This is a genomic window from Streptococcus infantis (assembly GCF_047465525.1).
In the GTDB taxonomy this organism is placed as follows: Bacteria; Bacillota; Bacilli; order Lactobacillales; family Streptococcaceae; genus Streptococcus; species Streptococcus infantis_R.
The window spans coordinates 33982-55696 of record NZ_JASGZS010000003.1; the positions used below are offsets into that span (position 1 = coordinate 33982).

At 39.4% G+C, this 21715-nt stretch carries 19 protein-coding genes and 1 pseudogene; 2 read left to right on the forward strand and 18 right to left on the reverse strand.

Features of this window, described 5'->3' with window-relative positions:
- From QM374_RS01530 to gyrA, 12 genes are all read right to left on the reverse strand, one after another.
- The gene (locus tag QM374_RS01530; protein WP_101784767.1) at positions 1-270 is read right to left on the reverse strand and encodes a DUF1294 domain-containing protein; all 270 of its coding nucleotides are present in this window, start codon (positions 268-270) and stop codon (positions 1-3) included.
- On the reverse strand, positions 267-1304 hold the full coding sequence (gene leuB / locus QM374_RS01535; RefSeq protein WP_414288906.1) for a 3-isopropylmalate dehydrogenase: 1038 nt from the start codon (positions 1302-1304) through the stop codon (positions 267-269). The genes QM374_RS01530 and leuB overlap by 4 nt, the downstream gene beginning before the upstream one ends.
- An 11-nt stretch (positions 1305-1315) precedes the next feature.
- Positions 1316-2878, reverse strand: coding sequence for a 2-isopropylmalate synthase (locus tag QM374_RS01540; RefSeq protein ID WP_414310664.1), 1563 nt, complete (start codon positions 2876-2878; stop codon positions 1316-1318).
- A gap of 314 nt (positions 2879-3192) precedes the next feature.
- Positions 3193-3849 (reverse strand): MmcQ/YjbR family DNA-binding protein, encoded by a 657-nt coding sequence (locus tag QM374_RS01545; protein ID WP_414310665.1) that lies wholly within the window; start codon positions 3847-3849, stop codon positions 3193-3195.
- 43 nt (positions 3850-3892) lie between these two features.
- A complete protein-coding gene (locus QM374_RS01550; protein ID WP_414310666.1) occupies positions 3893-4525 on the reverse strand; it encodes a copper homeostasis protein CutC in 633 nt (210 codons plus the stop codon).
- A 93-nt stretch (positions 4526-4618) separates the two neighbouring features.
- Positions 4619-4978: a YbaN family protein gene (locus QM374_RS01555; protein WP_001223807.1), complete on the reverse strand. Its 360-nt coding sequence runs from the start codon at positions 4976-4978 to the stop codon at positions 4619-4621.
- Positions 4979-5232: 254 nt separating this feature from the next.
- A complete protein-coding gene (topA, locus tag QM374_RS01560; RefSeq protein ID WP_414310667.1) occupies positions 5233-7320 on the reverse strand; it encodes a type I DNA topoisomerase in 2088 nt (695 codons plus the stop codon).
- A 118-nt stretch (positions 7321-7438) separates the two neighbouring features.
- Complete coding sequence (dprA, locus tag QM374_RS01565) at positions 7439-8296, reverse strand: DNA-processing protein DprA (protein ID WP_414310689.1); 858 nt, start codon at positions 8294-8296, stop codon at positions 7439-7441.
- Between the two features lie 107 nt (positions 8297-8403).
- Positions 8404-9339, reverse strand: a complete 936-nt coding sequence (dapA, locus tag QM374_RS01570; protein WP_311523720.1) for a 4-hydroxy-tetrahydrodipicolinate synthase — start codon at positions 9337-9339, stop codon at positions 8404-8406.
- A gap of 50 nt (positions 9340-9389) precedes the next feature.
- Positions 9390-10466, reverse strand: coding sequence for an aspartate-semialdehyde dehydrogenase (locus QM374_RS01575; RefSeq protein ID WP_000542499.1), 1077 nt, complete (start codon positions 10464-10466; stop codon positions 9390-9392).
- Positions 10467-10753: 287 nt separating this feature from the next.
- Positions 10754-11503: a class A sortase gene (locus QM374_RS01580; protein WP_414310668.1), complete on the reverse strand. Its 750-nt coding sequence runs from the start codon at positions 11501-11503 to the stop codon at positions 10754-10756.
- The gene (gene gyrA, locus QM374_RS01585; RefSeq protein ID WP_223141089.1) at positions 11503-13971 is read right to left on the reverse strand and encodes a DNA gyrase subunit A; all 2469 of its coding nucleotides are present in this window, start codon (positions 13969-13971) and stop codon (positions 11503-11505) included. The genes QM374_RS01580 and gyrA overlap by 1 nt, the downstream gene beginning before the upstream one ends.
- Positions 13972-14166: 195 nt before the next feature.
- Between gyrA and QM374_RS01590 the strand changes: the two genes are divergently transcribed.
- Complete coding sequence (locus QM374_RS01590) at positions 14167-15153, forward strand: L-lactate dehydrogenase (protein WP_045763432.1); 987 nt, start codon at positions 14167-14169, stop codon at positions 15151-15153.
- Positions 15154-15227: 74 nt separating this feature from the next.
- Here QM374_RS01590 and sdbB read toward each other — a convergent pair whose 3' ends face one another.
- The 6 genes from sdbB to QM374_RS01620 form a co-directional block, all read right to left on the reverse strand.
- The gene (gene sdbB, locus QM374_RS01595; protein ID WP_060955819.1) at positions 15228-15788 is read right to left on the reverse strand and encodes a thiol-disulfide oxidoreductase-associated lipoprotein SdbB; all 561 of its coding nucleotides are present in this window, start codon (positions 15786-15788) and stop codon (positions 15228-15230) included.
- Between the two features lie 12 nt (positions 15789-15800).
- Positions 15801-16508: a thiol-disulfide oxidoreductase-associated membrane protein CcdA2 gene (gene ccdA2, locus QM374_RS01600; protein WP_060955820.1), complete on the reverse strand. Its 708-nt coding sequence runs from the start codon at positions 16506-16508 to the stop codon at positions 15801-15803.
- A gap of 127 nt (positions 16509-16635) precedes the next feature.
- Entirely contained in the window at positions 16636-17496 is an 861-nt protein-coding gene (locus QM374_RS01605; protein ID WP_045763436.1) for a methionyl aminopeptidase, read from the reverse strand.
- Between the two features lie 14 nt (positions 17497-17510).
- Positions 17511-18788: a CBS-HotDog domain-containing transcription factor SpxR gene (gene spxR / locus QM374_RS01610; protein WP_060955821.1), complete on the reverse strand. Its 1278-nt coding sequence runs from the start codon at positions 18786-18788 to the stop codon at positions 17511-17513.
- Positions 18781-19332: a GNAT family N-acetyltransferase gene (locus QM374_RS01615; protein ID WP_049525843.1), complete on the reverse strand. Its 552-nt coding sequence runs from the start codon at positions 19330-19332 to the stop codon at positions 18781-18783. The genes spxR and QM374_RS01615 overlap by 8 nt, the downstream gene beginning before the upstream one ends.
- Positions 19333-19348: 16 nt before the next feature.
- A complete protein-coding gene (locus tag QM374_RS01620) occupies positions 19349-20608 on the reverse strand; it encodes a UDP-N-acetylglucosamine 1-carboxyvinyltransferase (RefSeq protein WP_060955822.1) in 1260 nt (419 codons plus the stop codon).
- 181 nt (positions 20609-20789) lie between these two features.
- On the opposite strand from QM374_RS01620, the pseudogene QM374_RS01625 reads away from it, so the two are divergent.
- Positions 20790-21530: pseudogene (locus QM374_RS01625) on the forward strand (transposase); the annotation flags it as partial.
- Positions 21531-21715 lie beyond the last annotated feature (185 nt).

Sequence of the window (21715 nt, forward strand, 5' to 3'; positions counted from 1 at the left end):
TTACCTCCAAATAAAATATAAGGCTACTAGTGTGGACACCATCCCGAGAAACCAAACTGTTTTAAAATACCATTTTCGAGTCTTGTGGTGAAAGATGATTCCTGCTAGCCAGGCACCAAAACCACCACAAGTAAAGGCTAAAATAAGTAAGATTTTCTCAGGGATACGCCAAGCTCTTCTCCTTGCCTTGGATTTGTCAATACCATAAATCAAGAAAACCATGACATTCCAAATCAAAAGGACTAGAGTAATTTTTTCGTCTAACTTCATAACCTTGCGATAATAGCTTCCGTCATTTCCTTTGTCGAAGCCTGTCCTCCTATATCTCTCGTTAAAATTCCAGCTGCCAAACTCGCCTCAACAGCACGTTCAATGCGCTCTGCATCCTCATAACGTCCAAAACTGTCTCTCAACATCATGGCCACTGATAAAATCATGGAAATAGGATTGGCAATTCCTTGACCTGCAATATCAGGAGCTGAACCGTGAATGGGCTCATAGAGACTTGGGCCATTTTCGGAGTGACTGGCTGATGGCATGACTCCAAGTGTACCAGATAGAACGCTCGATTCATCAGAGAGAATATCTCCGAAAAGATTTTCTGTCACGATGACATCAAACTTAGCAGGATTGGTAATCATGAGCATGGCAGCTGAGTCGACTAGCTGGTGCTCCAAGGTTACATCTGGGAAATCCTGTGCGACCTTCTCAGCTACTTTCCGCCAGAGTTTTGAAGTTGCCAACACATTTTGCTTATCGATACTAGTAACGATTTTTCTGCGATTTCTTGCGATTTCAAAGGCCTTGCGAATAATACGTTCTACTTCCTCATAGCTATAGTCGTTGATATCACGCGCTTTGCGCTCTTCAAGGATATGATTCCCAAAGTAAATCCCGCCTGTCAACTCACGCACCACGACAAAGTCTACACCAGCAATTCGTTCTGGTTTGAGAGGTGACAAATGCTTGAGACTCTCAAAGATTTTTACAGGGCGAATATTAGCATAAAGATTGAGTTCCTTACGGAGAGCCAGCAAGCCTTGTTCAGGCCGAATCGCTACCCCATCATACTGGGGACTACCGATAGCCGCTAGGAGAATGGCATCTGCTTCACGACATACCTTGAGAGTTTCATCAGGTAAGGGATGCCCTGCAGCATCGATACCTGCACCACCAAAAGGTCGTCTATCAATCTCATAGTCAAAACCTGTTTTTTCAGCTAGAGCCTTCAAAACTTCTAAACCAGCTTCCATGATTTCAGGTCCGATACCATCACCTGCTAGGGCAACTATTTTTCTTGTCATAGTATTCTCCTTTAAACACTAGGCATATCGCGATAGGAAACTGTTGTTCCCATCTCACCAGCATTCTCTTTTTGAACAAAGGTATTGGCATTAATGTAGGCAATAGCCGAAGCCTTCAACACATCGAAATCAAGTCCAGCTGCGTTAAAGATAGTTTCTGTATCTCTGTTTTCAACAGTAACTAGGACACGTGCCTGAGCATCAATCCCGTCTGTTACCGCATCAATGGTGTAGGATACCAAGCGAACAGATTGATTAAAGAATTTGTCGATAGCGTTAAAAATAGCCTCAACCGAACCTTGTCCTGTTGCATTAAATTCAACCTTTTCACCATCTAAATTAGTCAAGCTCACAGTCGCTTCAATATCATTTTCCGCATGAGTTTGAAGTTGCAAGTCATCAAAGTGGAAGCCTTCTGGATTTTCAACTATGGTGCCAGCTACTAGAGCTCGAATATCAGCATCTGTGATTTCTTGCTTCTTATCTGCCAAGGCCTTGAACTTAGTAAAGAGTGGCTTGATATCTTCGTCTGTAAAGTCTAGAGCCAAATCTCTTAGTTTCTCAACAAAAGCATGGCGACCAGACAATTTACCGAGTGGAAGACTATTACTCTTGGCACCAACCAATTCAGGTGTAATGATTTCATAAGTGAGAGGATTTTTAAGAACACCGTCTTGGTGAATGCCTGATTCATGAGAGAAGGCATTCCCACCGACAACTGCCTTATTTTTAGGAACTGGAATTCCTGAGAAACGAGAAACCATTTCAGACGTATTAATCGTTTCGTTTAGTACAATACTTGTCTCTGCTTGGTAATAATCTTGGCGAATATTGAGGGCTACTGCAATTTCTTCCAAAGCAGCATTTCCAGCTCGCTCCCCAATACCGTTGATAGTCCCTTCAACACGTCCTGCACCATTCTTAACAGCAGCAAGGCTATTGGCAACTGCCATTCCAAGGTCATCGTGACAGTGAGGTGAATAGATAATCTGACGGTCGGTTTTAACATTATCAATCAGATACTTGAAGATATTCCCATATTCCTCTGGTGTGGTAAAACCAACCGTGTCAGGAATATTGATATAGGTTGCACCTGCGTCTACCGCTGTTTGAACGACTTGTAAGAGGAAATCCAGCTCAGTTCTAGTCGCATCTTCAGGAGAGAATTCTACCACTTCAAATTTACTACGTGCATAGGAAACATGCTCTTTAATAGCTTCCAAAATTTCCTCTTTGCTTTTATTCAACTTAAATTCACGATGAATAGGACTAGTAGCGATAAAAACATGGATTTGTGGATACTTAGCATCCTTCAGTGCTTCATAACAAGCGTCAATGTCTGATTTAACAGAGCGAGCTAAACCAGTCACCGCTGTTTTCTTCAAGACTTTTGCGATTTCCTGAACTGCAGTAAATGAGTCTGGACTAGCTGCTGGAAAACCAGCTTCAATTGCCGAAATTCCCCATTTTTCCAGTTGTCTTGCAATGGCAATCTTTTCCTTGATCGAAAAATTAACACCTGGTGTCTGCTCACCATCTCGAAGGCTAGTATCTAGAAATTCAACTGTTCTCATAAGATTTCCCCTTTTCTAAATTCGGTTTTAAAAAAACATCTCGCTCGGAGTTCCAAGCGAGATGTTGATTTACTCCCGCTTGGTAAGCCAAACAGGACTAATGCTTTTGCACTAGCCCGAGTACCTCAACAACAAAGCAAATTGATTAAACTTAGCTGTTTTCATGTTTGACTTTCTCCTTCGTTTGATATCTTGTTTAGTATTTTAGCATAGGAAAAAACACATGTCAAGAAAAAATCCAATATTTTCTGAAAATTTCTTCAGTAAAGAATATTTTGCTAATTGAAAGTATTTGAAAAATCAAGTAAATCTAATTACTTTTTCAAGGTCAAGTTCCAACTTTTTTCGATCAATTCAAGCACCTCTTCATCTGCTAAACTGTCATCCAGTGGCACACTTATCCAGTAGCGCTTATTCATATGAAAGGCTGGATAAATCCCTTTTTTTACCAACAAATCAGATACTTGATCATGTTTGAGATTGACTGCTTCCACTAGTCCTTCTCTCCCCTTTTCAAGCTTATCCCAAGAGATTCTCATCAAAACAGCATACCACTTTTGATTGTCCTCATGGCGCAAAACAGCTGTATCAGGGGATTTCTCCCATAGATATTCCAATTGATTTCCATACTTTTCTTGAACAACTGCCATGATTCTCTTGGTCTGAGGATAGATAAATTCCTGCACATCAAAACAAGACTTTCGGATTTCATAAAGAACTTCTAAACAAGCCTCTCGAACAGTTCCAACAAACGTACCTCTCATACTTTCCATATGAACTTGAGGATAAAGATCACCAGTTTCCTTGTCAAAAACTTGAAAAGATAAGTCTCCGTCCACAACTATAACTATCATGAGAAAATCTCCGTGCAAGATAGTCGAACTATGGTTCCATACGCCTTGATTTTCTACAAATCCGTACTCTTTAGCCTTTTTACTATTAAACTGATAAGCTTTAAAAATTTCAAACATAAGCGAAAACTGCTACCAAAAGCTAGCAGTTCCTTTCTATTTATTAAAAGACAACCTTAGTTCCATGTAATTGTGTCACACCCAGTTGGTCAATGAAGGTTTGACGGTTATCCATGTCAATCCCTCCACCAGGTAAAATTTCAATTTTTCCTGCAGCGTGTTCTAGAATTCTATGATAGTGAGCAAAACGTTTCTCTAACGAGTCGCCAGATACACCAGCACGAGTCAGGATGCGTGTCACTCCAGCTTGGCTGAGCCAATCAATAGCTTCTAACTGATCTTGTTCGCTCAATTCATCAAATGCCATATGGAAAACAATTTCCATACCTTTAGATGCAGCAATCAACTTTTCAAGATTGGCCTTGTCCAACTTCTTATCAGCTGTTAAGGCACCAAAGACAACTCCCTGACTTCCTGCTTGAGCAGTTAGAGCAATGTCCTCAAGCATAATGGCAATTTCTAAATCATTGTAGACAAAATCACCACCACGTGGGCGAATCATAGTCATAATGGTCGTATCGTAGTCGGCCGCCAGTTCCACAGCTGCCTTTGTCACTCCGTAGCTTGGAGTTGTTCCACCAACTGCTAGATTGTCACAAAGCTCGATGCGACGAGCTCCTGCCTGCATAGCTTTTTCAAGCAAAGTTACATTTTCAGCACAAAATTCGTAAATCATTTGATTCTCCTTGAAGATTAGTTTAAATTTATTATATCATATTATTTCGAATATGTTTTTGTTTTTATCAAGGAAAATCGTTACTTATTAAAGCTATTCTTTATCAGGAATCACCTTAAAAAGATAGTAGGTAATAAAGATGGTTAAACATCCCAAACCGATTTTGACTGGTAAAAGAGGCGCAAAATAAATGGAAATTCCCATCAGGATATAAATCGATACAATAATTTTTTTCTTACGTTCACGCGCAATAGACTTGGTCTCACGAAAGTCCGCCACGTAAGTCTGATAAAGTTTGGTATGATAAAGCCAATCTTCAAAACGCTTGGAACTTCTCGAAAAACAAGCAATAGACAACAAAAGAAAAGGAGTCGTGGGCAACAAGGGCAAGACAACTCCAACAATAGCCAAAGCTAATGACAGAAATCCAATAATCAGATAAACAATACGCATAACTTCTCCTAGTTAATACTCTTCGAAAATCTCTTCAAACCACGTCAGCGTCGCCTTACCGTATATATGTTACTGACTTCGTCAGTTCTATCTACAACCTCAAAGCAGTGCTTTGAGCATCCTGCGGCTAGCTTCCTAGTTTGCTCTTTGATTTTCATTGAGTATAAAATAATCCTCTTCTAGTTTCGCATACAATGATGAATTTTGTCAAGCCTTTACTAAAAAGAGCCTGAAATTTACTTTCAGGACTCATTTTATTTGATTTTTTCTTCTTCGTAATCACCATTGCTACAAACGATCTGCTTCCCGCCACCACGGACTTTTTTCTCCATGAGGAAGTTGCTACATTTTGGACAATCTCGTCCAACAGGCTTGTCCCAAGAAGTGAATTCACACTCTGGATAGCGATTGCAACCATAAAAGATACGATTACGCTTAGTTTTTCGTTCAATAATTTGACCTTGATGACAGCTTGGACACTCAACACCAATCTCTTTCACGATAGCCTGTGTATGACGGCAATCTGGGAAATTGCTACAAGCATAGAACTTACCAAAACGACCAAGTTTAATGACCATCGGACTGCCACACTCTTCACAATCAAATCCTGCTGGCTCATCCTTGATTTGGATTTTTTCCATTTCCTCTTCGGCTTTGGCAACCTCTTTAGAGAAGGGTTTATAAAATTCATCAATGACTCGTTGCCACTGCTCTTTTCCAACTTCGACATCATCCAGTTTACCTTCCATTTCAGCTGTAAAGGTTACATTGACGATATCAGGGAAATATTCAACGATGAGCTTGTTAACAATTTCTCCCAATTCTGTCGGTTCAAAACGCTTGGCTGCCAAACGCACATAATAGCGCTTTTGAATGGTTTCAATTGTAGGTGCATAAGTTGATGGGCGACCGACTCCGTTTTCTTCCAAAGTTTTAATCAGTGTCGCTTCCGAATAACGTGCTGGCGGTTGAGTGAAGTGTTGCTCAGGCTTACTATTGACCTGCTTGACGACATCACCAACTACCATATCCGGCAACATCTTATTCTTATCTGAATCATTGTAAATGGCCAAGTAACCGTCAAATTTGACCTGACTACCATTCGCTGCAAACTGAACTCCATTTTGAGAGAGCTTCACAGCCATGGTATCAAAGATAGCACCCGTCATCTGACTCGCTACAAAGCGATTCCAGATAAGGGTATAAAGCTTAAGTTGATCTTTATCCAAATACTTAGCAATTTTTTCTGGTGTGTTAAAGACACTTGATGGGCGGATAGCCTCATGGGCATCCTGTGCACCAGTCGCATTCTTTACCTTGCTGCCATGCTTAGAATACTTACTGCCAAAACGTTCGTTAATGTAGTTTGCTGCTTCATTTTGAGCAACTGGACTGATACGAGTCGAGTCTGTACGCATATAGGTGATCAAACCTTGGACGCCCGTACCAATATTAATCCCTTCATAGAGTTGCTGGGCAACCATCATAGTCTTTCGAGTACGGAAATTGATTTTATTAGCTGCATCCATCTGCATAGTTGAGGTAGTATAAGGGAGTGGAGCGTTACGCTTGCGTTCTTTTTTATCTACCTGATCAACTGTAAAGTCTTTGCTGGATAGATGAGACAAGACTTCTTTGACCTCTTCATTGCTTGTCAATTTCATCTTCTTGCCATTCATTCCATAGAAGGATGCTTGGAATTGCTTAGTCCCCTTTTTGAAGACTCCATCAATAGTCCAATATTCTTCCGGTTGAAAAGCATTGATCTCATTTTCACGGTCAATGATTAACTTGAGAGCAACAGACTGAACACGGCCAGCTGACAAGCCCTTTTTGACCTTTTTCCATAAAATCGGTGAAATAGAATAACCTACCAAGCGGTCCAAGACACGACGGGCTTGTTGGGCATCCACCAAATCCATATCAATCTTACGAGGTTCTTTAAAGGCATTTTTTACCGCATCCTTGGTAATCTCGTTGAAAACAACACGGTTAGCATCATTTTCATCTAGATTAAGAATATGAGCTAAATGCCAAGAAATTGCTTCTCCTTCGCGGTCCGGGTCACTTGCGAGAAAGACTTTATTGGCTTTTTTAGCTTCTTTTTTCAAGTTATTGATCAGAGGACCTTTCCCACGAATATTGATATATTGGGGTTCATAATTATTTTCTACATCGACTGACATACTGGATTTTTTCAAATCACGAATATGACCAACACTGGCTAAAACCTTATAATTTCTACCCAGGTATTTTTCAATCGTTTTAGCCTTTGCAGGCGACTCCACGATTACTAGATTTTTTTTAACTGTTGATTTTTTCTTCTTTGTTGCCGTAGCCACAGTATCACACCTTTTCAAAGTAATAAACTTTATAAAGTGTAAACCATTTTTAAAAACCTGTCAAGACTTAACTCCTATATATAGAAGAAAAGTTTAAACAATAAAGCCTTACTAGTTCTTAAAATTCAAATTCTGCTAGCACATCCTGACCACTTGAAACAAGTTTTGCACCTTCTTGAACCAAGTGATGACAACCATCGGAACGACCATCTAAAATGCTACCTGGAATAGCAAAGACATCTCTTCCTTCTTCCATAGCTCGCTCACAAGTAATCAAACTACCAGATCTCATCTTTGCCTCAGCAACGATGACACCCATACATAGGCCAGCAATAATCCGATTTCTTGCTGGAAAGTGATATTTCAAAGGTTCTTCACCCGGTCCATATTCACTCAGTATCAAATGATATTCACCGATGTAGTCCTGCAGTCGTTTATTAGAACGTGGATAGTAAACATCCAAGCCAGTCCCAATGACTGCAATAGTTTTACCACCACCTTGAAGAATAGACATATGCGCTGCAGTATCAATCCCTCTAGCAAGCCCACTCACAATTACCAGCTCATTCTCCAGTTCTTCAATAACCTTACGGACTGATTTTGTCCCTGTTTGACTACAAGAGCGACTGCCTACAACCGCAATCTTAGGTAACTTTAAGAGATTTAAATCGCCCTTATAAAATAACAATACTGGAGCATCATAGATTTCACTGAGAGCAAAGGGATAGACATCGTCTAGGATGGAAAAAGAGGGAAATTTTTCAAAGTCCCTTCTTAATCGCTCCATGCTTTCAAAGGTGAGTTTATGGTAACGTTCCATAAAAACCACTGGATTTCTACACTCAGATGCTTCTGCTATCGTTTCTAGGGTTAATTCTTGATCATAGATTTCTCCATATTGAAGTACCTTTAAAACCTGTTGATTACTTAAACCTGCTTGTTTCAACTTATAAATCTCAAAATTATCAATCTTAATTTTCATGATAGACTCCTTGTTTTTCTCTTTATCTATTTATTCGTAGAAAAAGAAAAAAACTTCCCAACAATTTTACTTGTTTAGAAAGTTTTTTTATATTAGTTATCTTAGTAATCAGGACGAAGAACTCCAGTGACAGTCGCCTTAGTTGCTTCGTAATCCCCATCAATAACAACCTTGATAATGCGTTTAGCATCCTCTTCAGGCGTAGGAACCAAAGGTAGACGAGTTGGCCCAGCTTCAAATCCCATATAGTTGAGTACCGCCTTAACAGGTGCCGGACTTGGGTAAGAGAAGAGAGCGTTGACTTTAGGAATAAATTTACGTTGAATAGCTGCCGCTTTCTTCATATCACTTTCTTCGATTGCAGTAAACATTTCATTCATCTCATCTCCATTTGTGTGGGAAGCAACAGAGATAACTCCGTCTGCACCAAGGTTCATAGCATGAAAAGCATCACCATCCTCACCAGTGTACACCAAGAATTCTTCTGGTTTATGCTCAATCAAGTAAGCCATATTGGCAAGACTGGTACATTCTTTGACACCAATAATATTTGGATGTTCCGCCAAACGAAGTAAAGTATCAGGAGTCATTTCGACAACTACACGACCTGGAATGTTATAAATAATAATTGGCAAATCAGAAGCATCTGCAATAGCTTTAAAGTGTTGATACATACCTTCTTGGGATGGTTTGTTATAGTAAGGAACAATCGCAAGACCAGCCGCAAAACCGCCAAACTCTGCTACCTCTTTGACAAACTCAATAGAGTCACGTGTATCATTGGTACCAACACCAGCGATTAAAGGAACTCGTCCGTTGACAACCTTTTGAACAGCTGCAAACAACTGCAACTCCTCATCGTGAGTTAGAGTCGGACTCTCAGCCGTTGTTCCTGCTAGGAGGATTCCGTCTGTATGATGTGCTAATAAATGTTCAATCAACTTTGGAATGGCATCGAAATTGATTGACCCATCTTCATGAAAAGGAGTAATAAAGGCCGTGATAATTTTACAATCTTTTAAATCTTGATAAGACATACGAAACACCTTTCTATTTTAAAGAAGGAGTTCAAAAGAACTCCTACACATTATTTCAATTCAAATTTTAATTCAGCTGTTGGACGAACCAATCCACGTTCGTGAAGTGTTTCTGCAATTTGTACTGAGTTCCAAGCGGCACCTTTAAGAAGGTTATCAGATACTACCCACATGTGGATACCTTTTTCTGCATCCAAATCTTTACGGATACGTCCAACGAAAGTATCACGTGAACCAACAGCATTAACTGCTTGAGGATAGATTTGGTGAGCAACATCATCTTCAAGAACTGCACCTGGGAATGCAGCAATAGCTGCTTTCACTTCTTCGATTGGTGCTACTTCTTTTGTTTCAATATAGACTGACTCAGAGTGAGCTGACAAAACTGGAATACGTACACATGTTGCTGATACGGCAATGCTATCGTCTTCCATGATTTTCTTGGTTTCATTGGTCATCTTCATCTCTTCGTAAGTGTAGTCATTGTCAGTGAAGACGTCAATTTGAGGAAGAGCGTTGAAGGCGATTGGATAGTGTTTCTTATCTCCACCTGAAGGCAGGATTTCCGCATGCAAATCACGTGGATTCACACCGTCATTCAAGACTTCACGAAGCTCACGTTGGGTTTCAAGAATTGCTCCCATACCAGCACCTGAAACTGCTTGATAAGTTGATACGATGATACGGTCCAATCCCCATTTTTGACGAACGGGCTCAAGAGCCACCATCATTTGAATTGTTGAACAGTTAGGACAAGAGATAATTCCGTTGTGAGCATCAAGGGCATGGGCATTCACTTCAGGAACAACCAATGGTACATCTGGATTTTGACGGAAGTAAGAAGTGTTATCTACGACAACTGCGCCTGCTTTAACAGCATAAGGTGCATATTTTGCAGAAGTTGATCCACCAGCTGAGAAGAGAGCAATATCAACCCCTTCAAAAGCGTCTTCTGTTGTTTCTTCGATGGTCACATCTTGACCTTTGAATTGCAAGACCTTTCCTGCAGAACGTGCAGACGCAAGGTAACGAATCTTATCGATAGGAAGAGTTGATTCTTCCAACATTTTGATCATTTGAGCACCAACGGCACCTGTAGCGCCGACAACAGCAACTGTGTATCCCATAACAAACCTCTTTCGGAATTTTCTAAAAATTTCTATAATAGAAACATTATACTACTTTTTACCAAAATTGAAAAGTCTTTTTCCTATCTATTTTCTGAAATTGACAAGAAAAGGCGGTGGGACAGAAATCGATAGACAAAGTCTCGATTTCGTAGTCCCAGCCCCGCGAGTATGATTAGGAGCTTTTTGGAGTCTAAAAGACGAACAAAAAGTTCAATCAGCTACCGCGTCAAAGTTTGATTGCTAATAAAAAATGAGGTCGGGCTCTTTTGTCCCAACCTCTTCTACTATTCATAAAATTGTTTATAGGGTTTATTAAAGGCTTCTAAGATATCTGATGGAGTCTCTGCATAAGATTTTATCTCTGTCAAATTCCCTTTAACGATAATTCTCTCAACTGCATTAGCATCTTCACAGGTTACCAAGGTAATCTCTTTAATCCCATCACGATCGTCAATTACATCTACGCGATCAGGAGTTACAATTTTAACCTCTTCAATCTCGTATGTATAGACTTTTTCTTTATCAGTGAGATAAATTTTCATCCCTTTCTCAGCACGAGCAAGAGGAGAAAATAATTTCTTATCTGCATTTTCACCTGCAAAGATACGGTGACTTGCTAGAGAATAATTTCCTTCCCCCATTACTTGATTGGCTTTCATTGTCCCAGCACCATAAAAAAGGTTAACATTATCGAGTCCCTTAAATATTGGTAGATTCATTTCAAGCTCTGGAATGGCAATCCCTCCGATTACCGGAAGTTGCTGGGAATTCCATTGAGCTGATAGGACTGCCTCCGAGGAAAGTGATTTTACAGAGTCAAAATCGAAATTTCCTTCTGTTTCTTTGTTCTCTTCAATCTCTTCCTTGGTCACTTGACTGACCTGATACTTATTAGTATTCCAAATCATGAACATATCACGAATATTAGCATTGAAGATTAAAGCGATAGATAGCAAGATTAGGAATCCTGCCAGTATGTTAATCAGTAGATTTTTACGTTTATTTTTTTTACTTTGATTCTTTTTTTGAGACATTATGCTTCACTTTCTGTTTCCTGTTCTGCCCCAACTTCTTCTTTTTCTGCTGCTGCAACACTTGTAAAAGTCACAATCTTAGCATCTTGATCTAGACGCATCACTTTTACTCCCATAGTTGAACGTCCCGTTTGTGAAATATTGGCTACATTTGTTCGAATCATGACACCTGTGTCAGTGATAATCATCAGATCTTCGTCCCCTTTTACTGTTAAGAGACCAGCCAGAGGACCATTTTTTTCAGTAACATTGGCTGTTTTCATTCCCTTACCAGCACGCCCTTTTGTTGGGTATTCAGTCGCAACTGTGCGCTTACCATATCCTTTTTCAGTAATGATAAGGACTTCATCTTGATCAGTAATCACTCTCGCTCCAACTACAGCATCACCTTCACGAAGATTTACCCCTTTAACACCAGTGGCGATACGACTCATACTACGAACTGAAGACTGATTGAAACGAACGGCATAACCTAATCTGGTTCCGATGATGATATCTGTGTCTTTTTCAGTTAGTAAGACATTAATCAACTCATCCTCATCTTTCAGATTTAAGGCTTTGAGACCATTTTGACGAATGTTTGCGAATTCTTTAACGCTGGTTCTCTTAACAATACCAGCTCGAGTTGTAAAGAAGAGGTAAGCATCATCACTACGCTCTGATTCAACATTGATAATGGTTTGAATGCTTTCACCTTCATCCAATTTCAAAAGATTGACAACTGGCAAACCTTTGGCTGTGCGACCGTATTCTGGAATTTCATACCCCTTAAGACGATAAACACGTCCTTTATTAGTGAAGAAGAGCAAATGATCGTGAGTGCTGGTTGAAACCAATTCACGCACAAAGTCATCGTCCTTAACTCCAGTTCCTTGAACACCACGTCCACCACGTTTTTGAGCTGTGAACTCATCTTGGTCCAAACGTTTGATGTAACCTTTATTTGATAGAGTGATGAGAACATCAGACTCTTCAATTAAGTCTTCATCTTCAAGCGTCAAGACCTCACCAACCATCAACTCAGTACGACGTGGATCACCAAACTTACGTTTGACCTCATCCAGTTCTTCCTTGATGATTTGCGCTACGCGTTCTGGTTTTGCAAGAATGTCTGCCAAGTCAGCAATCAAAGCAATAAGCTCATCATATTCTGACTGAATCTTGTCACGTTCCAAACCTGTCAAACGACGAAGACGCATATCAAGAATTGCTTGACTTTGACGTTCAGATAACTTGAACTTGCTCATCAATTCAGCTTGGGCTTCTGCATCCGTTTCACTGGCACGGATGATACGAATGACTTCGTCGATGTGGTCCAGAGCAATCAACAAACCTTCTAAGATGTGTGCACGCGCTTCAGCTTTCTCTTTGTCAAATTGAGTACGACGAGTCACCACTTCTTTTTGGTGCTCAATATAAGCATCCAAGATTTGACGAAGAGAAAGAATCTTTGGTACACCATTCTGGATAGCCAGCATGTTAAATCCAAAGCTAGTTTGCATTTGAGTCATCTTGAACAAGTTGTTCAAAATAACATTAGCAGATGCATCACGCTTCACCTCAATTACGAAGCGAACTCCCTCACGGTTTGATTCGTCACGAACAGCTGTAATACCTTCGATACGTTTTTCCTGAACCAAACGCACAATATGTTCATGGACTTTGGTCTTGTTGACCATATATGGAAATTCTGTTACAACGATACGTTCGCGACCAGTCTTAGTTTCTTCGATTTCAGTACGAGAACGAAGCACAATCGATCCTTTACCAGTTTCGTAGGCCTTATGAATACCTGATTTCCCCATAACAAGGGCACCAGTTGGAAAATCTGGACCAGGAAGAACTTCCATTAATTCCTTGGTTGTAACTTCTGGATTATCCATGACCAACTTCACTGCATCAATGGTTTCACCCAAGTTATGTGGCGGAATATTAGTCGCCATACCAACAGCGATACCTGTAGCTCCATTGACCAAAAGATTTGGGAAACGAGCTGGCAAAACTAAAGGTTCACGTTCATTGGCATCATAGTTATCTACAAAATCAACGGTATTTTTATTGATGTCGCGAAGCATCTCAAGAGCAATCTTACTCATACGTGCTTCAGTATAACGCTGAGCTGCGGCACCATCACCATCCATAGAACCAAAATTCCCATGCCCATCTACAAGCATGTATCGATAACTCCACCATTGCGCCATACGAACCATAGCTTCGTAGATAGATGAGTCACCGTGTGGGTGGTATTTACCCATGACATCCCCTGTAATACGAGCAGATTTCTTATGAGGTTTATCTGGTGTCACACCCAATTCGTTCATACCGTATAGAATACGACGATGAACTGGTTTCAAACCATCTCGAACATCAGGAAGGGCCCGCGATACGATAACACTCATGGCGTAGTCGATAAAGCTGGTCTTCATCTCCTTTGTCAGATTGACATTCACTAAATTTTTATCTTGCATTAACAAATGCCTCATTTCACTATTAGTAACTAGATATATTATACCATAGTTTGTCTCTTATTTCAGTGTTACAGTATGACTAAAACGTTTACATGGCTAAGTGGATGTTATATTCGTGACAAAGCTATTTAAAAGTGATAGAATGAAACTAAACAGGGTATTACCCTTAAAAAAACAAAGGAGATGTTTAGACTAATGACAGCAACTAAACAACACAAAAAAGTTATCCTCGTTGGTGACGGTGCCGTAGGTTCATCTTACGCTTTCGCTCTTGTTAACCAAGGAATTGCCCAAGAACTTGGTATCATTGAAATTCCTCAATTGCACGAAAAAGCTGTTGGTGATGCGCTTGACCTTAGCCACGCCCTTGCTTTCACTTCACCTAAGAAGATTTATGCAGCTGAGTACGCTGACTGTGCGGATGCTGACCTTGTTGTAATTACTGCAGGTGCCCCTCAAAAACCAGGTGAAACTCGTCTTGACCTTGTTGGTAAAAACCTTGCAATCAACAAATCTATCGTAACACAAGTTGTTGAATCAGGATTTAACGGTATCTTCCTTGTAGCTGCTAACCCAGTTGACGTTTTGACATACTCTACATGGAAATTCTCAGGATTCCCTAAAGAACGCGTTATCGGTTCAGGTACTTCACTTGACTCAGCTCGTTTCCGTCAAGCCCTTGCTGAAAAATTGGATGTAGACGCTCGTTCAGTTCACGCTTACATCATGGGTGAACACGGTGACTCAGAATTTGCCGTTTGGTCACACGCTAACATCGCAGGTGTTAACCTTGAAGAATTCCTTAAAGACACTCAAAACGTTCAAGAAACTGAATTGATCGAATTGTTCGAAGGTGTTCGTGACGCTGCTTACACAATCATCAACAAGAAAGGTGCTACATACTACGGTATCGCAGTTGCCCTTGCTCGTATCACTAAAGCAATCCTTGACGATGAAAATGCAGTACTTCCACTTTCTGTATTCCAAGAAGGTCAATACGGAATCAAAGATGTCTTCATCGGTCAACCAGCTGTTGTTGGAGCACATGGTATTGTGCGTCCAGTAAACATCCCATTGAACGATGCTGAAACTCAAAAAATGCAAGCTTCAGCAAAAGAATTGCAAGCTATTATTGATGAAGCTTGGAAAAACCCTGAATTCCAAGCTGCTTCAAAAAACTAATTTAAGTTAGAAAAAATTTTAAGTTAGAAAAAATGTCTAGACGATTTGTCTAGACATTTTTATATTTCATTACTTTATTTCATTTGAGCAAAAGCTGCTTCTGCATCTGCGTTACTAATTGCACCTAATTGCATCTTAGCAATTTTACCTTGTGAATCAATTAGATACTCTGTAGGGATACTTCGAATTTGATAGGCTTGAAAAACAGCTCCTTTTGTATCATATAAAACAGGGATGTCTTTATAACCTTGTTCCTCAAACCACTTTGGAAATTGGTCTACCGTTTTTTCACCTTGAAGCCCTGGCGCAATGACAGATAAAATTTCGAAACCACGATCTTCCTTAGCAGCAAGTTCCATCAATTCTGGCATACTCTTCTTACATGGTCCGCACCAAGATGCCCAAAATTTAAGATAAACTTTTTTACCTTTAAAATCAGATAATTTCACTTCTTTTCCATCCATCGATTGGAGGGTGAAATCAGGTGCTTCTGCTCCAATAGCTACTTGCTTCACATACGCTTGTTGTGTCTGACTTGATTGATTTTGTGGACTTGATTTTTTCTCTTCCTTGCCACAAGCAATCAGAAGAAAGAGAGACAAGAAACTAAGTCCAAAATAGATAATTTTTTTCATAGATTACTCCTTTTATCCTAATATTCCAGATAAGACATTTAACTGTCCCAACATTAATAAAATTCCCATGAGAACGATCAATAAACCACCAATTTTCTTCAATAAAAGTATGTGGAATTTGATTCTACTAAAATAAGGCATGACAAGACCTGATGCCAAGGCCAGAACTAAAAATGGAAGTGCCATTCCGAGAGTGTAAATGAGGGTTAATAAGGCCCCCTGAAGAGCTCCATTTCCTCCTGAGGCAGCCAGTGCTAAAACAGAACTTAAAACTGGGCCTATACATGGAGTCCAGCCAAAGCTGAAGCTGATACCCAGTAAAAAAGCCGAGAGATATTTACTAGACTGTTTTTGCTTAAATGTTACTGTTTTTTGTACCTCTAATTTTTGTAGATGAAGAATTTCCATCTGATGCAATCCCAGTATGATAATCATGATTCCCATGACATAACGGAACCAGACAGCATAAAGTAAATTCCCAAGGAATCCTGCTCCAAATCCAAGAATAAAGAAAATGAGAGAGATACCCGCAATGAAACAGAGGGTACGAATCAATCCTGACCAGTCAACATCTTTACCCAAAAAACGAAATGTCTTTGACTTCTCTTGATCATCTAGCAGAACACCTGCGTAGACTGGTAACAAGGGAAAGATACAGGGAGAAAAGAATGACAAGACCCCAGCAATAAAGACAGAAATAAAAAATAAAATACTTTCCAATTAAAAACCTTCTTTCATATAGTCATCTTTTATTTTACTATAAAAGAAAACGTTTGTAAGATATCTGCTACGCAAATTTATTTTCAACTTGAAAGAATCAAAAAAAGGAGCTCAGCTCCTTTTTTGATTAATAAGTTCCCTCTTCACCTTGACTTGTCAAGATTACAGGTCCATCTTTAGTAATAACAAACTGATGCTCGTACTGACATGATAGTCCACCATCGATTGTTTTATGTGCCCAGCCTGTTTTCATATCTGTATCGATTTCCCAATCACCTGTATTGATCATAGGTTCAATGGTTAAGACCATGCCTTCACGAAGGCGGAGACCACGACCTGCGATACCATAGTTAGGCACCATTGGTTCTTCATGCATAGTTGGACCAACACCGTGTCCTACAAGATCACGAACAACTCCGTACCCACGACTTTCAGCATATTCCTGAATAGCAGCTCCAATATCTCCAATACGATTTCCTACAACAGCCTGCTCAATTCCCTTATACATAGCTTCTTTGGTAACATCCATCAAGTTTTTAACTTCTTCTGACGGTTTTCCAACAGCGTAAGCCCAACAAGAATCTGCCAATCCGCCCGTAAAGTTTTGAGTGTATTTTTTCATCTGCTCAACGTTGTTAAAATTAAGTTTAGAAACATTGAGGTCAGACTTAGCGATTGGCCCACCAAGAACCATATCAACTTTCAGCAAATCGCCTTCCTTCAAAATATAGTGGCGTGGAAAAGCATGGGCTACTTCGTCATTAAGCGAACAACAAGTTGCGTATGGATAATCCATCATTGCCCCATCAACACCAATTTGAAGAGGGAGGAAATTTTCTTCTTTACAACGACGACGCACATATTCTTCTACTTCCCACATATCTACACCTGGTTTGATGATGTCTCGCAAACCGATGTGAATACTGGCAAGAAAATCGCCAGCCTTATCCATTGCTTCGATTTCTCTAGCTGATTTTAATGTAATCATGTTTTCTCCTAGTTTTAATTAATTTTTACAGTAACATTTGCTTTTGATACGATTTGATGATTGATATAAATGTCATAGTCAATAATGGCTGACCTTCTCGTATGATGAATAATTCTAGCCTGAATTCGCAAGATATCATCGATCTGAACAGCCTGTAAAAAGTAAATCAACATCTGTTCAATGATGAGGTTACGTCCGCTATTCACGACCAGATCCTGCGTCATATGGGTCAAAATTTCTGAAAGAACTCCATTTGCAAGGACTCCATTTTTTTCCAACATAAATGGTTCAACCGTAATGACAACTTCATCATGGTGGTAAGATAACTTCTGACCAACCTGTTCTGAAAATGTTGGCAAAGCTGAAACTTGAGAGCGGCTCATCTTTTCCATGACATCCCGTCTAGTAATAACACCAAGTAAAGTTTGATTACTTCTCACAACAGGTACCATTTCAAAGTCTTCAGCAATCATTCTCTGGCTAACGTTAGCGATATTCGTCGATAAACCAGTCATGTAGACTGTCCTTGTCATGACCTTATCTATCGTTGTACCAGGTGATTTATCCCCAGCATCACGCATAGTAACTACACCAACAACGACCTGATGCTGATTGATGACAGGAAAACGGCTCGTTCTATTCTTACGAACCAAGTCTAGATAATCTTTGACAGTATCCGTTTCCTGTAGAAATCCATATTCATGACTGGTACGATAGATTTTTTCAACCGTTAAAATATCTGTCTTAATCTGAACATTAGACAAAGCTCTGTTGATCATAGTTGCAATTGTAAATGTATCATGTTTACTGCGCAATACTGGAATATTTTTTTTATTAGCATGGTTCAAAACATCTTCATGAACTTCAAATCCACCTGTTACCAAGACAGCATTTTCATTTTCTAGTGCTAATAACTGAATACGTGTTCGATCTCCTACGATAAGTAAGCCGCCATCATGAAGATATGAAAGAATATTCTTTTCAGTCATCGCTCCAATGGAGAATTTACTAAATTCTCTATCCAATCCAGCTTGACCAGCTAAAACTTCCGAGCCTGTAACTTCTGCAATTTCTGCGAACGTTAATTTCTCAATAGCTACTTTTTTTGACTTTACACGTACTGTTCCACTTCGAGGACGTGTTTCAACAAGTCCCCTATTTTCAGCTTCTTTGATAGCCCGATATGCCGTACCATCACTTACTCCCAGCCGATTTGAAATACTACGAACACTGACACGCTTCCCAACTGGTAATTCTTCCAAGTAGGCTAATATTTCTTGGTGTTTACTCATTTAGATTTCCTTTTGTATAACGGAATTCTAGATAATCCCGCATCTTTCGGGTATAACGATCGCTACCTTTAAAACGACGATAAAGAACAAAATCTGATTTCTCTGCTACTTTCTGACTAGCAACATTTTCTAGATGTGTCACAATCGAAAGTTGCTTCAAGGCAAACTCGTTCATAGATAAATCTCGTAATTTGGTAACTGCTTCAGTCATATAACCCTGAGACCAATAGTCTTTCTTTAAAAAATAGCCAATTTCAGCTTCTTTCTTAATTTCATCAAGTTTTTCAAACTTGATAGCTCCAATCATTCTTTGCTCTTTTTTATCACAAATAGCCCAGATCCCCAAAGGTGATTTCATAAAATAATTGGCAAGAGCATACTGACTTTCTTCAATACTTGCTTGTGCAGGAAAGATAAATTGAAGATTTTCAGGATCTGATGCAAGTTGATGAAAATCATCTACATCTGTAAAAAAGAAGGGACGGAAATATAAACGTTCCGTCTCATAGAAAGAAAATTTTGCTAATTTAGTCCAGATATTCATTGCAATCCTCAAAGTGCTAATCTTCGATTAGCTCAATATCTGCTCCAAGATTACGCAATTTTTCGATAATATTCGAGTAGCCTCGAAGGATGAATTCTACATTGGTAATCTCTGTTTTTCCTTCAGCCATCAAGCCAGCAATAACCAAGGCAGCTCCAGCACGTAGGTCTGTCGCCTTAACTTTTGCACCCTGCAAAGGATTTCCACCCTTATAAAGTATGTGGTCGTTTGTTGTTGAAATATCTGCATTCATTTTGGCTAATTCAAAAACATGGTTGACACGTTTTTCATAGATTGTATCAATCAATGTGCCACGACCTTCTGCTTTTAAAAGCAAAGGAGTAATAGGCTGTTGAAGATCTGTTGCGAAACCTGGATAAGGAGCTGTCTTGATATTAACAGCCTTTAGATTTGTTTGCTCTTCGACGAAAATACTGTCTTCAGAAACAGTCATGTGAACACCCATTTCTTCAAGTTTAGCAATAAATCCTTCTAAATGCTCATAAAGTACATTATTAATTCGAATCCCATGACCTACTGCAGCAGCCAATGAAATATATGTACCTGCTTCGATACGGTCAGGGATGACTTGGTGACGTGTTCCATGAAGGCTATCTACACCATCAATAGTAATCATATCCGTACCTGTGCCACGAATATGAGCTCCCATATTGTTTAATAATGTAGCCACATCAATAATTTCAGGTTCGCGAGCAGCATTTTCAATAACTGTTCGACCTTTAGCTTTTACTGCTGCTAGCATCGTATTGATTGTTGCACCAACACTAACAGTATCCATATAGACATGTGCACCATGTAGACTTGATCCTTGGGTTGAGAGATTCATATTATCTCCCTCGTAGGTTGTCTTAGCTCCCATAGCTTCAAATGCTTTTAAATGCAAATCAATCGGACGCGGTCCTAGGTCACACCCTCCAGGCAAACCTACAGTTGCTTCACCAAAACGACCTAAAAGACTACCATAGAAATAATAAGACGCACGCAAGCTATTAATTTTACCATAAGGTATTGGTTTATTTTGAACACCACGAGGATCAATCTCAAGAACATCGTCATAACGCTTGACACTAGCTCCCATGATTTCCATAATCTCAATAAGACTAGCTACATCAGAGATGTCTGGAACACAATCCAAAATCACAACATCATCTGATAAAATAATGGCAGGAATTAAGGCAACGACACTATTTTTAGCGCCACTAATCGTAATCTCACCTTTCAATGGTCTCCCGCCGTTAATGACAATTTTTTTCATTTTATGCTCTTTCACTATTTATTAAGAAGGTCTCACCCTATATTATACCATATTTCTTACTAATAGCCAATCCTATAAAATAATTAACAAACGTCTCACACTTAATTCCACCATAAAAATCCGTTTTAGACTAATTTCCACTTTGGTCAGGAAAGTGGAAGTTACTTTGAGAAATTACCCTCAAGATTTTGACAATCTCAATATCATCACAGTTCTGGAAGGTAGAACACAATCTATCATCCGAAATCATTTTCTTAAATATGAGAGTTCTGTCCGAAGTCGCGTCAAAATCATTACTATGGATATGTTTAGCCCTTATTATGACTTGACTAGACAACTTCGCTTTCGAATTTCTAGGCTCAGGCTGAAACAGTCTACGAGACTGTTTCACTCCCAAACGCTAAAATCGTTCTGGATCGCTTTCACATTGTACAACATCTAAGCCGTGCTATGAGTCGTGTGCGTGTACAAATTATGAATCAATCAGGATAGTCGTAAACTGAGTGATAAACATTTTTATCGCCCTACTTTTCGTATGCATTTAACCAATAAGGAAATCCTAAACAAGCTTTTGAGCTATTCCGAAGACTTGAAACACCACTATCATCTCTATCAACTCTTGCTTTTCCACTTTCAGAATAAGGAGCCGAAGAAATTCTTTGGACTCATTGAGGACAATCTAAAGCTGGTTCATCCTCTTTTTCAGACTGTCTTGAAAACATTTCTAAAGGACAAAGAGAAAATTGTCAACGCTCTTCAACTACCCTATTCTAACGCCAAACTGGAAGCCACTAATAATCTAATCAAACTTATTAAACGCAATGCCTTTGGTTTTCAGAACTTTGAAAACTTCAAAAAACGCATTTTTATCGCTCTGAACATCAAAAAAGAAAGGACGAAATTTGTCCTTTCTCGAGATTAGCTTTTCTTCAACCCACTACAGTTGACAAAAAATACCAGATGAGGTGTTTTTTAGCGTGCCCTTTTATGGATCAATAAGTGGTAAAAATAAGACAGTAACCTCAGAATAGCTACTGTCTTATCTCTTTTTTTACTTAAGGCCCTTGATATACTTGACAAATGGTAGAAAAGAGCCACTTTTCAGAG

Bases quoted from the DNA above. Each gene is read 5' to 3' on its own strand.
- QM374_RS01615 (WP_049525843.1), bottom strand. From the start codon at position 19,332: ATGAATATCTGGACTAAATTAGCAAAATTTTCTTTCTATGAGACGGAA.
- QM374_RS01555 (WP_001223807.1), bottom strand. From the start codon at position 4,978: ATGCGTATTGTTTATCTGATTATTGGATTTCTGTCATTAGCTTTGGCT.
- dapA (WP_311523720.1), bottom strand. From the start codon at position 9,339: ATGTCTTATCAAGATTTAAAAGATTGTAAAATTATCACGGCCTTTATT.
- sdbB (WP_060955819.1), bottom strand. From the start codon at position 15,788: ATGAAAAAAATTATCTATTTTGGACTTAGTTTCTTGTCTCTCTTTCTT.
- QM374_RS01575 (WP_000542499.1), bottom strand. From the start codon at position 10,466: ATGGGATACACAGTTGCTGTTGTCGGCGCTACAGGTGCCGTTGGTGCT.
- leuB (WP_414288906.1), bottom strand. From the start codon at position 1,304: ATGACAAGAAAAATAGTTGCCCTAGCAGGTGATGGTATCGGACCTGAA.
- QM374_RS01530 (WP_101784767.1), bottom strand. From the start codon at position 270: ATGAAGTTAGACGAAAAAATTACTCTAGTCCTTTTGATTTGGAATGTC.
- QM374_RS01590 (WP_045763432.1), top strand. From the start codon at position 14,167: ATGACAGCAACTAAACAACACAAAAAAGTTATCCTCGTTGGTGACGGT.
- spxR (WP_060955821.1), bottom strand. From the start codon at position 18,788: ATGAGTAAACACCAAGAAATATTAGCCTACTTGGAAGAATTACCAGTT.
- QM374_RS01580 (WP_414310668.1), bottom strand. From the start codon at position 11,503: ATGTCTCAAAAAAAGAATCAAAGTAAAAAAAATAAACGTAAAAATCTA.
- QM374_RS01540 (WP_414310664.1), bottom strand. From the start codon at position 2,878: ATGAGAACAGTTGAATTTCTAGATACTAGCCTTCGAGATGGTGAGCAG.
- QM374_RS01620 (WP_060955822.1), bottom strand. From the start codon at position 20,608: ATGAAAAAAATTGTCATTAACGGCGGGAGACCATTGAAAGGTGAGATT.
- QM374_RS01550 (WP_414310666.1), bottom strand. From the start codon at position 4,525: ATGATTTACGAATTTTGTGCTGAAAATGTAACTTTGCTTGAAAAAGCT.
- QM374_RS01605 (WP_045763436.1), bottom strand. From the start codon at position 17,496: ATGATTACATTAAAATCAGCTAGAGAAATCGAAGCAATGGATAAGGCT.
- gyrA (WP_223141089.1), bottom strand. From the start codon at position 13,971: ATGCAAGATAAAAATTTAGTGAATGTCAATCTGACAAAGGAGATGAAG.
- QM374_RS01545 (WP_414310665.1), bottom strand. From the start codon at position 3,849: ATGTTTGAAATTTTTAAAGCTTATCAGTTTAATAGTAAAAAGGCTAAA.